Raw genomic sequence first — 13,778 nt, 5'->3', positions numbered from 1 at the left:
CAGCAATGACCCACCAGTGGCGCGGAATCATCGAGGAGTACCGGGACCGGCTGCCGGTGTCCGACGGTACGCCGGTCGTGACGCTCCGTGAGGGGGGTACGCCCCTCGTGCCCGCGCAGGTACTCTCCGAGCGCACCGGCTGCGAGGTCCACCTCAAGGTCGAGGGCGCGAACCCGACCGGGTCCTTCAAGGACCGCGGCATGACCATGGCCATCAGCAAGGCGAAGGAGGAGGGTGCCAAGGCGGTCATCTGCGCCTCCACCGGCAACACCTCCGCCAGCGCGGCCGCCTACGCCGTTCGGGCCGGGATGGTCTCCGCCGTGCTGGTGCCGCAGGGCAAGATCGCCCTCGGCAAGATGGGTCAGGCGCTCGTGCACGGCGCCAAGATCCTCCAGGTCGACGGCAACTTCGACGACTGTCTGACCCTCGCCCGCGCGCTCAGCGACAACTACCCCGTGGCGCTGGTCAATTCGGTCAATCCGGTGCGTATCGAGGGCCAGAAGACGGCTGCCTTCGAGATCGTCGACATGCTCGGCGACGCGCCCGACATCCACGTCCTGCCGGTCGGCAACGCGGGCAACATCACCGCCTACTGGAAGGGTTACAAGGAGTACGCCGCCGACGGCGTCTCCACGAAGACCCCCCGCATGTGGGGCTTCCAGGCCTCCGGCAGCGCTCCGATCGTGCGCGGCGAGATCGTCAAGGACCCCTCGACCATCGCCACCGCCATCCGGATCGGCAACCCCGCCTCCTGGCAGTACGCGTTGGCCGCACGCGACGAGTCCGGCGGTGCCATCGACGAGGTGACGGACCGTGAGATCCTGCGCGCCTACCGCCTGTTGGCGGCGCAGGAGGGTGTCTTCGTCGAGCCTGCGTCCGCCGCGTCCGTCGCCGGTCTGCTGAAGGCCGCCGAGCAGGGCAAGGTGGACCCGGGGCAGCGGATCGTGTGCACCGTCACCGGCAACGGCCTCAAGGACCCCGACTGGGCCGTCGCGGGCGCCCCGCAACCGGTCACCGTCCCGGTCGACGCGGCCACGGCCGCGGAGCGGCTCGGCCTCGCCTGACCCGGCGCCGGACGGAACGGCGCAGGACGGAGCGGGGGAGGGGAGAGACTGGAGGGACAGGAGGGACGGCGCGGGGTGCGACGGGATCCGGCGCTCGGCCGGCGGCGGGTCCGGGCCCGTTCGGCCCTCCACCGGCCCCTCCCTGGCCCCTGCCTTGCCCCTCGAGGCCGCCTGCGGCACCGGGCATCGGCCGGACGGACGCCCCGGACACCTCGCGTCGGCCGCCGGTTCCACCTGATCAGCCGATCACGCCCCCGCTCACCTGCCCGCGCGCACCGCCCCCAGGTCCCGCCGATCCCGCGCAACCCCGGGGGCATCCCCGGGCGTCCTCACCCAAGGACCCCCGGTGAGGGTGCACAAGGGGCTTACGACACGCATCGTGCGCCTCCTGTGCGCCCTATGTCGCCACTGAACCTTCCTTCGATAGGCTTGTAGGTAACCCGCCCGCCGCATATGCCCTCGCATGGCGCGGTGTCGCGCCGTGTCCACGGCCCGAGGGTCCTCACGTACGTGTCGAATGTCGGTCGAATGCCCCTCGACCATCACGCAGCTCAAGGAGAGTCAACGAGCGATGGCCGGTCCAGCGTTCCGCGCCGCCGCCGTCCGGGTGCGCGTCCCCGCCACCAGCGCCAACCTCGGCCCGGGCTTCGACGCCCTCGGCCTCGCGCTGGGGCTCTACGACGACGTCGTCGTCAGGGTGGCCGACTCCGGGCTGCACATCGACATCGCGGGCGAGGGCAGCGAGACGCTGCCGCGTGACGAGAAACACCTGCTCGTACGCTCCGTGCGCACCGCCTTCGACGTCCTCGGCGGGCAGCCGCGCGGCCTGGAGATCGTCTGTGCGAACCGCATTCCGCACGGCCGGGGCCTCGGCTCCTCCTCCGCCGCCATCTGCGCCGGCATCGTCGCCGCCCGCGCCGTGACCATAGGCGGCGAGGCCAGGCTCGACGACACCGCGCTGCTGGAGCTGGCCACCGAGATCGAGGGCCACCCGGACAACGTGGCGGCCTGTCTGCTCGGCGGTTTCACCCTGTCCTGGATGGAGGCCGGCGGCGCCCGGGCGATCAGGATGGAGCCCACCGATTCCATCGTTCCGGTGGTTTTCGTGCCCGGGAAGCCGGTGCTGACCGAAACCGCGCGGGGTCTGCTGCCGCGCACCGTGCCGCACGTCGACGCGGCCGTCAACGCGGGCCGTGCCGCGCTGCTCGTCGAGGCCCTCACCCGGCGCCCCGAGCTGCTGCTCCCCGCCACCGAGGACCGCCTCCACCAGGAGTACCGCGCCCCGGCCATGCCGGAGAGCGCCGCGCTGGTGGAGCGGCTGCGCGCCGACGGCATCCCCGCGGTCATCTCCGGTGCCGGGCCCACCGTGATGGCCCTGGCCGACGCGGACACCGCCGGCAAGGTGGAGCAACTGGCCGGCGCCGAATGGGCGGCGAACCGGTTGAGCCTGGACACGCAGGGAGCGAGCGTGCTGCCGCTGTCGGGCTGACACGCGATTGCCGGATTGGGAGAGGGGGAATGTTTGTTGGATCCGGTAGTGTTAACCTCAAGTCTGCACCCGACCCCACCATGGCGAGGTGCTCAGTGTCCCCGTCCGGGACCGACATTCTTCCGGGAGCTCCCCAAGACACTCCGTGTTCCGAACGCCGTATCTGGGCAGTACGTCGTACGCGGACGCTGAGCGGTTCACAGGGCACGCTCCGGAACCGGTGCTACCACCACGTGACACCGTGACACTCGGTGCCACGGTTCGTGGAAGCGCCAATCACCAGATATCTCTTCCGCCGCTTTGGCGGACCACCGCCCCGGCACGGTTCACACAGCAAGGACCGTAGCCGGACAGCACAACCGGTCGCCGAGCCAGACAGGCCGACGTCCGCTCCAGGGAAGGACCCTTCGTGAGCGACACCACCGATCTGATGGGCGCACGTGTCGAGGAGACCGCTGCCGCGCCCGCCACGGACGCCTCCGCGCCTGCCACCGGTGCCGGCTCCCGGCGGCGCCGCGGTACCGGCCTCGAGGGCATGGTGCTGGCCGAGCTGCAGCAGGTCGCCTCCGGCCTCGGCATCAGGGGTACCGCGCGGATGCGCAAGAGCCAACTGATCGAGGTCATCAAGGAGGCTCAGGCGGCTGGGGGCGCCGCCCCGGCGAAGGCCGACGCCGCCGCAGAGACCAAGCCGAAGCGCCGCGCCACCTCCCGGACCCGAACGGGTGAGGAGGCCCCCGCCGCGAAGAAGGCGGCCGAGGCCCCCGCCGAGAAGGCCGTGGCCCAGCAGCAGATCGAGATCCCCGGCCAGCCGGCCGGTGGCACCGCCCGCGGGAGCGAGGGCGAGCGCGGGGGAGAGGACGCCCCCGCGGAGCGCCGCCGGCGCCGTGCCACCGCCGAGGCGGGCAGCCCGTCGGGCGGCGCCGAGACCGTCGCCGCCGAGGCCAAGAGCGAGCCGAAGGCCGAGACGCCGGCGCAGTCGCAGCAGCAGGCTCAGCAGGGCGAGGTCAAGGGCGACGCCGGCGAGGGCGAGGGCCGCCGCCGGGACCGCCGCGAGCGCGGCCGTGACCGCGACCGCCGCAAGGGTGACGACCAGCAGGGCGGCCAGCGTGGTCAGCAGCAGGGCCAGCAGCAGGGCGGCGGACGCCAGGACCGCCAGCAGGACGACGACGACTTCGAGGGCGGCCGCCGGGGCCGTCGCGGCCGCTACCGCGACCGCCGTGGCCGCCGTGGCCGCGACGAGGTCTCCGAGCCGCAGATCGCCGAGGACGACGTCCTGATCCCGGTCGCGGGCATCCTGGACATCCTCGACAACTACGCGTTCATCCGGACCTCCGGCTACCTGCCCGGCCCGAACGACGTGTACGTCTCCCTCGCCCAGGTCCGCAAGAACGGCCTGCGCAAGGGCGACCACATCACCGGTGCCGTGCGCCAGCCCAAGGAGGGCGAGCGCCGCGAGAAGTTCAACGCGCTGGTCCGCCTGGACTCCGTCAACGGCATGGCGCCCGAACACGGCCGCGGCCGCCCGGAGTTCAACAAGCTGACCCCGCTCTACCCGCAGGACCGGCTCCGTCTGGAGACCGACCCGGGCGTGCTGACCACCCGGATCATCGACCTGGTGTCGCCGATCGGCAAGGGTCAGCGCGGTCTGATCGTGGCCCCGCCGAAGACCGGCAAGACCATGATCATGCAGGCGATCGCCAACGCGATCACCCACAACAACCCCGAGTGCCACCTGATGGTCGTCCTCGTCGACGAGCGTCCGGAAGAGGTCACCGACATGCAGCGGTCGGTCAAGGGCGAGGTCATCTCCTCGACCTTCGACCGGCCGGCCGAGGACCACACCACCGTCGCCGAGCTCGCCATCGAGCGTGCCAAGCGCCTGGTGGAGCTGGGTCACGACGTGGTCGTCCTGCTGGACTCGATCACCCGACTGGGCCGCGCCTACAACCTGGCCGCCCCGGCCTCCGGCCGCATCCTGTCCGGTGGTGTCGACTCCACCGCCCTGTACCCGCCGAAGCGCTTCTTCGGTGCGGCCCGCAACATCGAGGACGGCGGTTCGCTGACCATCCTCGCCACCGCGCTGGTGGACACCGGGTCCCGCATGGACGAGGTGATCTTCGAGGAGTTCAAGGGCACCGGCAACATGGAGCTCAAGCTCGACCGGAAGCTCGCCGACAAGCGCATCTTCCCGGCGGTGGACGTGGACGCGTCCGGTACCCGCAAGGAAGAGATCCTGCTCGGCAACGAGGAGCTGTCCATCGTCTGGAAGCTGCGCCGGGTGCTGCACGCGCTCGACCAGCAGCAGGCGATCGAGCTGCTGCTCGACAAGATGAAGCAGACCAAGTCGAACGTCGAGTTCCTGATGCAGATCCAGAAGACGACCCCGGCCCCCGGCAACGGCGACTGAGCCACCGGTCCGAGGCCCGTCGTCCGCGACGCTGCCCGAAGAAGTCCCGCCCCATACCTGTGTGATGGGGCGGGACTTCGTGCTTGTAGGATCGGCGCACCGAAGTGGGGGGGAACGTATTTTCGGATACGCCCATGCGGGGCTGGTCGGTGCTGCCTTCGACCGCTCCGCGTCGCTGGGTTCTCCTCCACGCGAGCAGATCATGCCGACAGGAGAACTGAGTGGCATCTCTTTCCCGAAGACCCCATCTGGGTCTCCCCGCGGCCGCTGCCGCGCTCGCCCTGGGAGGCGCGGTCCTCGCGGCCGCTCCCGCCCAGGCATCCGGCGGGACTCCCGTCCCGTCCCAGAAGGTCACCGAGAGGCCCAGCGCCTCTCAGGCCGAACTGCTGGCACGGATCCACGGCTCCGAGACCGCGCTGAAGGACGACACGGCCGCCGCTCCCACCACGGAGCCGACGGACGGCGCGAGTCCGACGGCGTCGTCCGGCACCGTCGACCCGAAGATCATCGGCGGTACGGCCGCGTCCCTCAGCGAGGCGCCGTGGATGGTGCAGCTGCACTACTACGACGACAAGGGCACCGCGGACACCTCCGACGACGAGGGCTACTTCTGCGGCGGCACCCTGGTGGCGCCGACGAAGGTCCTGACCGCCGCGCACTGCGTGTACGGCCTGGACTGGGCGGAGAACGGCGCCGTCCTGGCCGGCACCAGCCAGCTGCCGGACGGCAGCGACCTGCACGGCGGCCGGGTCGCCGGCGTGTGGCGCCAGTGGGTGAACCCCACCTACAAGCCGGCCACCACCGCGGGCGGTGACCTCGCGGTGCTGACCCTGACCGAGGCGCTGCCGTACAAGACGCTCCAGCTGACGTCGAGCTCGGACACGGCCTCGTACGCCAACGGCACCCCGGCGACGGTGTACGGCTGGGGACGCACCAGCTCCACCAGCAACGACCTGTCGCTGACGCTGAAGAAGGCGACCGTGCCGGTGCGGTCGGACTCCGCCTGCACCGGGTACTACGGATCCGACTTCGTGCCCGGCCAGATGGTCTGCGCCGGCAACCCGGCCACCGGCCAGGACGCCGGTACCGTCTCCCCGTGCAACGGCGACTCGGGCGGCCCGCTCGTGGTCAACGGCAGGATCGCCGGTGTCGTGTCGTGGGGCGTCGAGGACTGCGTCGAGACGGGCGCCTACAGCGTCTTCGCCAAGACCCGCTCCTACGCCGGCCCGGTCAACGCGCGCATCGACGACACCGACCTGGACTTCGACGGTCTGGCGGACCTGTTCGCCCGCCGCGCGTCCGACGGCACGGCCTACGAGTACTACTCACTCGGGGACAAGTGGCCCTACCTGGGCAACCGCGTCTCGCTCGGGAACTGGAGCGGGCTGAGCCTGGTGCGCCAGGCCGACCTGAACCGCGACTTCTACCAGGACTACCTGTACCGCACCCCGGACGGCACCCTGTACGACTTCGCGTTCAACGGGACCGACAGTTACGAGTCGATCCGCGTCGGCGGGGGCTGGAACGTCATGAAGGACATCCGGGTTCCCGGTGACCTCTCCGGCGACGCCCTGCCCGACCTGGTCGCCAAGGACAAGTACGGCGTCCTGTGGCTCTACCCGGGCAAGGGCAACGGGGTGTTCGGCACCCGGGTGAGGATCGGCGGCGGCTGGTCCTCGTACACCATCACCGGCAAGGGCGACTACAACAACGACGGCAAGCCCGACCTGCTGGCGCGGGACGGCTCCGGCGTGCTGTGGCTGTACCCGGGCACCGGGAAGGCCTCGCCGGCCCTGGGCACCCGGGTCAGGGTCGGGGGCGGCTGGAGCGTCTACAACGCCTTCGCCACCGCCGGCGACTACACCGGCGACGGCAAGCCCGACCTGCTGGCGCGGGACGGGTCCGGTGTGATGTGGATCTACAAGGGCACGGGTCTGTCCGGCACGTCGACGTTCAAGAGCCGGGTGAAGGTCGGCGGCGGCTGGGGAGTCTTCAACCTCTTCGGCTGATGCCGTCCGCCGGCACCGCCGCGTCCGTCCTGAGGGCCGCTCCCGTCACGGGGGCGGCCCTTCGGTGTGCGCACGGCCGCTGGCACACCGGGGACGGCAGGCGAGAGGTCCGCCACGGGAGCCGGGCACGATCCGCACAGGGTGCTGTGCAACCCTTGCCCGAGTTCCCCCGTCTGACCGTACGAGCGACGATGGTGCGTACGGTCCTTCTCACCGAGGACGGCACGACCGGGACAGATCGGGGCCTGACCCTGAAAACAGGGGGTAACCGACCGGATACGAGAACCGAGGAGCGCATGTCCGCCGAGAGCACGCCGGGCCCGGGAATACCCGGGAAGAACAGCACCACCCCCCGCCGCCGGGCCGCCAAGGGCCGCCGCCGCAGGCCGCCCACCACGCGGCGCCGGGCGCTGACGGCCACGGTCTGGGCCGCCGCGGGGATCGTCGTGCTCGGCGGCACCGGTGCCGGCTACCTCTACTTCAAGCTCAACGACAACCTCAAGACGGTCGACATCAACCAGGCCCTCGGCACCGATCGCCCCGGCAAGGCCGACAACGGCTCCGAGAACATCCTGGTCCTGGGCTCCGACACGCGTAGCGGCGGCAACAGGAAGCTGGGCGGCGGCACCGACGACGGCAGCGCCCGCTCCGACACGGCGATGATCGTGCACGTGTACGCGGGCCACAAGAAGGCCGCCGTGGTCTCCGTGCCGCGGGACACCCTCGTGGACCGCCCCGAGTGCACCGACGCCAAGGGCGGCACGCACCCGGCCGCACACGGCGTGATGTTCAACGAGGCGTACTCCACCGGCGGCGCCACCTGCGCCGTCAAGACCGTGGAATCGCTCACCGGGATGCGGATGGACCACTACCTGGAGGTCGACTTCCGAGGCTTCCAGAAGCTCGTCGACGAGCTCGGCGGCGTCCAGGTCACCACGACGCGGACCATCCACGACCCCGACAGCCACCTGCACCTCGACGCGGGCACGCACACGCTCAGCGGGCAGCAGGCCCTCGGCCTGGTGCGCACCCGGCACGGGGTGGGCGACGGCTCCGACCTGGGCCGCATCCAGCTCCAGCAGGCCTTCGTCAAGGCCCTGGTCGACCAGGTCAAGCACGTCGGCCTGTTCACCAGCCCCAAGAAGCTCTACGACCTCGCCGACACCGCGACCAGTGCCGTCACCACCGACTCCGACCTCGGCTCGGTGAACTCCCTGATCTCCTTCGCCGACGGCCTGAAGGGCATCAGCGCCTCTGGCATGAACATGGTCACCATGCCGGTCCAGTACGACCCCGCGAACCCCAACCGCGTGGTCATCGAGAAGTCCAAGGCCCAGCTGGTCTGGGACGCCCTGAAGAACGACCGGCCGATCCCCGCGGCGGCCACGGAGGGCACGGCGACCGGCAAGGCGAAGGGCGTCGTGACGGGCTGAAAACCGAGGGGCCACGGGGCACCCCGCCGGGCGTCCCCGCCGGGAACAAACGAGCCCGCCCCCCGGTTTGGGAAGAAGGCGCCAGTCCTGGCAGACTGGTACGTCGGCTCCGGTTCACGTCCCCGCATCCCGCGGCGGCGACCCGGCGCCCTCCCGAAACCTAGGAGACACCTTGAAGCGCGACATCCACCCCGCGTACGTCGAGACGCAGGTCAGCTGCACCTGCGGCGCGTCGTTCACCACCCGCAGCACCATCGAGTCCGGCACCATCCGGGCCGAGGTCTGCTCCGAGTGCCACCCGTTCTACACGGGCAAGCAGAAGATCCTCGACACCGGTGGCCGTGTGGCCCGCTTCGAGGCCCGCTTCGGCAAGGCTGCCGCCGGCTCCAAGAAGTAGCGAGCCCCTTTTCGCCGGTCCACGGCCGTACCCCTTTGCCGGGGTATGCCGGGACCGGCGTTTTTGGTCGCCCGCCCTTCCCCACCCCCCGCAGTATCAGGAGCCGAAAGATGTTCGAGGCCGTCGAGGAGCTCGTCGCCGAGCACGCCGACCTGGAGAAGAAGCTCGCCGACCCGTCGGTCCACGCCGACCAGGCCAACGCGCGCAGGCTGAACAAGCGGTACGCCGAGCTCACCCCGATCGTCGCCACGTACCGCTCCTGGAAGCAGACGGGCGACGACATCGAGACCGCGCGCGAACTGGCCGCCGACGACCCCGACTTCGCCGCCGAGGTCAAGGAGCTGGACCAGCACCGCGAGGAACTGACCGAGAAGCTGCGCTTCCTGCTCATCCCGCGCGACCCCAGCGACGACAAGGACGTCATCCTGGAGATCAAGGCCGGTGCCGGCGGCGACGAGTCCGCGCTGTTCGCCGGCGACCTGCTGCGGATGTACCTGCGCTACGCCGAGCGCGTCGGCTGGAAGACCGAGATCATCGACGCCACCGAGTCCGAGCTGGGCGGCTACAAGGACGTCCAGGTCGCGGTGAAGGCCCGCGGGCAGTCCGAGCCCGGCCAGGGCGTGTGGGCGCGGCTGAAGTACGAGGGCGGCGTGCACCGCGTGCAGCGCGTGCCGGCCACCGAGTCCCAGGGCCGTATCCACACCTCCGCGGCCGGTGTGCTGGTCACGCCGGAGGCCGAGGAGGTCGACGTCGAGATCAACCCCAACGACCTGCGCATCGACGTCTACCGGTCCTCCGGGCCGGGTGGGCAGTCCGTGAACACCACCGACTCCGCGGTGCGCATCACGCACCTGCCCACCGGGGTCGTGGCCTCCTGCCAGAACGAGAAGAGCCAGCTGCAGAACAAGGAGCAGGCGATGCGTATCCTGCGCTCCAGGCTCCTCGCCATGGCGCAGGAGGAGGCGGAGAAGGAGGCCGCCGACGCCCGCCGCAGCCAGGTCCGCACCGTCGACCGCTCCGAGAAGATCCGTACCTACAACTTCCCGGAGAACCGCATCTCGGACCACCGGGTCGGCTTCAAGGCGTACAACCTGGACCAGGTCCTGGACGGCGAGCTCGACGCGGTGATCCAGGCCTGCGTCGACGCGGACTCGGCCGCCAAGCTCGCGGCGGCCTGAGCACCGGCGAGGCCCGCAAGGCACGTACGGACCGAACGCAGGGAACGTACGGACGAGTACCGAGCACGGAGGACCAGCGTGCAGCAAGAATTTGGGGGGCGACCCCCAGGCCCCCGCAGCGTGCTGCTCGCTGAGGTGGCGCAGGCCACCCAGCGGCTGGCCGACGCCGGCGTGCCCTCGCCGCGCAACGACGCCGAGGAACTCGCCGCGTTCGTGCACGGCGTCAAGCGGAGCCAGTTGCACTCCGTGCCGGACGCCGACTTCGACGCCCGGTACTGGGAGGTCGTCGCCCGGCGCGAGCAGCGCGAGCCGCTCCAGCACATCACCGGGCGGGCCTACTTCCGCTACCTGGAGCTCCAGGTCGGGCCGGGCGTGTTCGTGCCGCGCCCCGAGACCGAGTCGGTGGTGGGCTGGGCCATAGACGCCGTGCGCGCCATGGACGTGGTGGAGCCGTGCATCGTCGACCTGTGCACCGGCTCGGGCGCGATCGCCCTCGCCCTGGCCCAGGAGGTGCCCCGCTCGCGCGTGCACGCCGTGGAGCTGAGCGAGGAGGCGCTGACGTGGACCCGCAAGAACATGGAGGGGTCCCGGGTCGACCTGCGCCAGGGCGACGCCCTGACCGCCTTCCCGGACCTCGACGGCCAGGTCGACCTCGTCATCTCCAACCCGCCGTACATCCCGCTCACCGAATGGGAGTACGTGGCGCCGGAGGCACGCGACTACGACCCGGAGATGGCGCTGTTCTCGGGTGAGGACGGCCTGGAGCTGATCCGCGGCATCGAGCGCACCGCGCACCGGCTGCTGCGGCCCGGCGGGGTCGTGGTGATCGAGCACGCCGACACCCAGGGCGGCCAGGTGCCGTGGATCTTCACCGAGGAGCGGGGCTGGGCGGACGCGGCCGACCGACCCGACCTCAACAACCGGCCGCGGTTCGCCACTGCCCGCAAGGCGCTGCCGTGACCGCGCCCACCAGGACTTCAAGCCAGCAGTACGTGTACGAGGAGGCCCGCTGACAATGGCACGGCGATACGACACCAACGACGCGACCGACCGCGTGACGGGTCTGCGCGAAGCCGCGTCCGCCGTCCGCCGGGGCGAACTCGTGGTGCTGCCGACCGACACCGTGTACGGCATCGGTGCCGACGCGTTCTCCTCCGAGGCCGTGGCCGACCTGCTCGCCGCCAAGGGCCGAGGCCGCACCATGCCCACGCCCGTCCTCATCGGCTCCCCGAACACGCTGCACGGGCTGGTCACGAGCTTCTCCGAGATGGCCTGGGAGCTGGTCGACGCGTTCTGGCCGGGCGCGCTGACGCTGATCGCGAAGCACCAGCCGTCGCTCCAGTGGGATCTGGGCGACACCCGCGGCACGGTGGCCGTCCGGATGCCCCTGCACCCCGTCGCGATCGAACTGCTCACCGAGGTCGGCCCGATGGCCGTGTCCTCGGCCAACCTCACCGGCCACCCCGCGCCGGAGAACTGCGACGCCGCGCAGGAGATGCTCGGCGACTCCGTCTCCGTCTACCTCGACGGCGGCCCCACCCCCGGCAACGTTCCGTCCTCCATCGTCGACGTCACCCGCGAGGTGCCCGTGCTGCTCCGTGAGGGCGCGCTGTCGCCGGAGGAGCTGCGGAAGGTCGTACCCGACCTCGAGGTGGCGAATTGACGGCCCCTGAAGCGGGGCGTGGTATAGGCGAGGAGCACGAGACGGGGATCCCGGCGCAGTCCGGCCCGCCCGGCGACACCTTCCGCATCCTCCACGTCAGCACCGGCAACGTGTGCCGCTCGCCCATCACCGAGCGGCTGACCCGCCATTTCCTGGCGGTCCGGCTCGGCGACCCGGCCGGCGGCGGCCTCATCGTGGAGAGCGCGGGGACCTGGGGGCACGAGGGCGCGCCCATGGAGGCCAACGCCGAGACGGTCCTCGCGGACTTCGGCGCGGACGCCTCCGGCTTCGTGGGCCGCGAACTGCTGGACGAACACGTGATCCGGGCCGACCTGGTGCTGACCGCGACCCGCGACCACCGTGCCCAGGTCATCTCCATGGGGCACTCGGCCGGCCTGCGCACCTTCACGCTGAAAGAGTTCACCCGCCTGGTGAAGTCGATAGATCTGGCCACGCTGCCTCCCCTGGAGGACGGCGTGGTGGAACGCGCACGGGCCCTGGTCCGCGCCGCCGCCGCTCTACGCGGGTGGCTTCTGGCCCCCAGCGTCGAGGCCGACGAGGTCTACGACCCCTACGGCGCCCCCCTGCCGTTCTTCCGCTCCATCGGCGACGAGATACACGAGGCCCTGGACCCGGTCGTCACGGCCTTGACGGGGGTACCCGCGCGGACCTGAGGCCGGGCGGGCGCCGGGTACGCGCCCGGCCCCGGCCTGCCGCGGGGCGAGCCGGGTCCGTGGAGCCGTCCGAGGGTGCCCCTGTGGGCCGTAGGGAGGGTCTCCGGGGTGACCGGGGGGCCGTGAGGGGTAACGGCCGCGCGCGGGGTCCTGGGCGGACCTACATTGGACGTACGTCACCGTCGACCGTCCGGAGACCACCATGTCGGTCATCCCTGCCCTCGAGGCCGATCTCCTGCGGCGGCAGGACCCCGCAGTGGCCGACATCCTGCTGGCGGAGCTGGAGCGGCAGACGACCACCCTGCAACTGATCGCCGCGGAGAACTTCAACTCGCCCGCGGTGCTGGCCGCGCTCGGCTCGCCGCTGGCGAACAAGTACGCCGAGGGGTACCCGGCCGCCCGGCACCACGGCGGCTGCGAGATCGTCGACATGGCCGAACGGCTCGCCGTGGAGCGGGCCAGGACGCTGTTCGGCGCCGACCACGCCAACGTGCAGTCGCACTCCGGGTCGTCCGCGGTGCTCGCCGCCTACGCGGCGCTGCTGCGCCCCGGGGACACCGTGCTCGCGCTCGGGCTGCCCTACGGCGGTCACCTCACCCACGGCTCGCCCGCCAACTTCTCGGGGCGCTGGTTCGACTTCGTCGGCTACGGCGTCGACGCCGAGACCGGCCTCATCGACCACGACCAGGTGCGCACCCTGGCCCGTACGCACCGGCCCAAGGCGATCGTGTGCGGGTCGATCGCCTACCCGCGCCACATCGACTACGCCTTCTTCCGGTCGGTCGCCGACGAGGTGGGCGCCTATCTGATCGCCGACGCCGCACACCCGATAGGGCTGGTCGCCGGGAAAGCGGCGCCCAGTCCCGTCCCCTACGCCGACGTGGTGTGCGCCACCACCCACAAGGTGCTGCGCGGGCCGCGCGGCGGGATGATCCTGTGCGGGAGCGAGCTGGCCGAGCGCGTCGACCGGGCGGTGTTCCCCTTCACCCAGGGCGGCGCCCAGATGCACACCATCGCCGCGAAGGCCGTGGCGTTCGCCGAGGCGGGCACCCCCGCCTTCGCCGCCTACGCCCACCAGGTGGTCGCCAACGCGCATGTGCTGGCGGCGCACCTGGCCGTGGAGGGGCTGAGCATCACCACCGGCGGTACCGACACCCACCTGATCACCGCCGACCCGGCGCCCCTCGGCATCGACGGGCGCGCCGCGCGCGGGCGGCTGGCCGCCGCCGGGATGGTGCTGGACTGCTGCCCGCTGCCCCACGCCGATGCGCGCGGGCTGCGCCTGGGCACCGCCGCGGTGACCACGCAGGGCATGGGAGAGGAGGAGATGCAGCGGATCGCCGTGCTCTTCGGCAAGGTGCTGCGCGGGGAGCTCGACGCGGCGCGCGCCCGTGAGGACGTGCGCGAACTCACCGTACGGTTCCCGCCATATCCCGTCTGAGACGTCCGCCCGTGCGCGGCCAG

General features: G+C 71.4%; 11 protein-coding genes. All 11 read left to right on the top strand.

From position 1 onward, the window contains the following. The first annotated feature begins 5 nt into the window (after positions 1 to 5). On the top strand, positions 6 to 1,064 hold the full coding sequence (thrC, locus tag ACWDUZ_RS22965) for a threonine synthase (protein WP_451633649.1): 1,059 nt from the start codon (positions 6 to 8) through the stop codon (positions 1,062 to 1,064). Positions 1,065 to 1,635: 571 nt separating this feature from the next. Further along, a complete protein-coding gene (thrB, locus tag ACWDUZ_RS22960) occupies positions 1,636 to 2,553 on the top strand; it encodes a homoserine kinase (protein ID WP_451633648.1) in 918 nt (305 codons plus the stop codon). A 409-nt stretch (positions 2,554 to 2,962) separates the two neighbouring features. Continuing rightward, positions 2,963 to 4,960, top strand: a complete 1,998-nt coding sequence (rho, locus tag ACWDUZ_RS22955; protein ID WP_451633647.1) for a transcription termination factor Rho — start codon at positions 2,963 to 2,965, stop codon at positions 4,958 to 4,960. A gap of 221 nt (positions 4,961 to 5,181) precedes the next feature. Beyond that, a complete protein-coding gene (locus ACWDUZ_RS22950; protein WP_451633646.1) occupies positions 5,182 to 6,969 on the top strand; it encodes a trypsin-like serine protease in 1,788 nt (595 codons plus the stop codon). Positions 6,970 to 7,265: 296 nt separating this feature from the next. After that, the gene (locus ACWDUZ_RS22945) at positions 7,266 to 8,402 is read left to right on the top strand and encodes an LCP family protein (protein WP_451633645.1); all 1,137 of its coding nucleotides are present in this window, start codon (positions 7,266 to 7,268) and stop codon (positions 8,400 to 8,402) included. Between the two features lie 172 nt (positions 8,403 to 8,574). Then, positions 8,575 to 8,799: a 50S ribosomal protein L31 gene (gene rpmE / locus ACWDUZ_RS22940; RefSeq protein ID WP_014675000.1), complete on the top strand. Its 225-nt coding sequence runs from the start codon at positions 8,575 to 8,577 to the stop codon at positions 8,797 to 8,799. Positions 8,800 to 8,909: 110 nt separating this feature from the next. Beyond that, a complete protein-coding gene (gene prfA, locus ACWDUZ_RS22935) occupies positions 8,910 to 9,977 on the top strand; it encodes a peptide chain release factor 1 (protein ID WP_451633644.1) in 1,068 nt (355 codons plus the stop codon). A 120-nt stretch (positions 9,978 to 10,097) separates the two neighbouring features. Then, entirely contained in the window at positions 10,098 to 10,937 is an 840-nt protein-coding gene (prmC, locus tag ACWDUZ_RS22930) for a peptide chain release factor N(5)-glutamine methyltransferase (RefSeq protein ID WP_451633643.1), read from the top strand. A gap of 55 nt (positions 10,938 to 10,992) precedes the next feature. Further along, a complete protein-coding gene (locus tag ACWDUZ_RS22925) occupies positions 10,993 to 11,640 on the top strand; it encodes an L-threonylcarbamoyladenylate synthase (protein ID WP_451633642.1) in 648 nt (215 codons plus the stop codon). After that, complete coding sequence (locus ACWDUZ_RS22920) at positions 11,637 to 12,314, top strand: arsenate reductase/protein-tyrosine-phosphatase family protein (protein WP_451633641.1); 678 nt, start codon at positions 11,637 to 11,639, stop codon at positions 12,312 to 12,314. Before ACWDUZ_RS22925 ends, ACWDUZ_RS22920 begins: the two co-directional genes overlap by 4 nt. A 202-nt stretch (positions 12,315 to 12,516) precedes the next feature. Continuing rightward, positions 12,517 to 13,755 carry a serine hydroxymethyltransferase gene (locus ACWDUZ_RS22915; RefSeq protein ID WP_451633640.1) on the top strand — a complete coding sequence of 413 codons (1,239 nt, stop codon included), beginning with the start codon at positions 12,517 to 12,519 and terminating at the stop codon, positions 13,753 to 13,755. Positions 13,756 to 13,778 lie beyond the last annotated feature (23 nt).

This window comes from Streptomyces sp. NPDC003393, assembly GCF_053589015.1.
Note: the sequence above shows the minus strand (reverse complement) of the source record. Positions and strands in the feature narration are given on the sequence as shown.

Bases quoted from the DNA above. Each gene is read 5' to 3' on its own strand.
- thrC (WP_451633649.1), top strand. From the start codon at position 6: ATGACCCACCAGTGGCGCGGAATCATCGAGGAGTACCGGGACCGGCTG.
- thrB (WP_451633648.1), top strand. From the start codon at position 1,636: ATGGCCGGTCCAGCGTTCCGCGCCGCCGCCGTCCGGGTGCGCGTCCCC.
- ACWDUZ_RS22945 (WP_451633645.1), top strand. From the start codon at position 7,266: ATGTCCGCCGAGAGCACGCCGGGCCCGGGAATACCCGGGAAGAACAGC.
- prfA (WP_451633644.1), top strand. From the start codon at position 8,910: ATGTTCGAGGCCGTCGAGGAGCTCGTCGCCGAGCACGCCGACCTGGAG.
- ACWDUZ_RS22925 (WP_451633642.1), top strand. From the start codon at position 10,993: ATGGCACGGCGATACGACACCAACGACGCGACCGACCGCGTGACGGGT.
- ACWDUZ_RS22915 (WP_451633640.1), top strand. From the start codon at position 12,517: ATGTCGGTCATCCCTGCCCTCGAGGCCGATCTCCTGCGGCGGCAGGAC.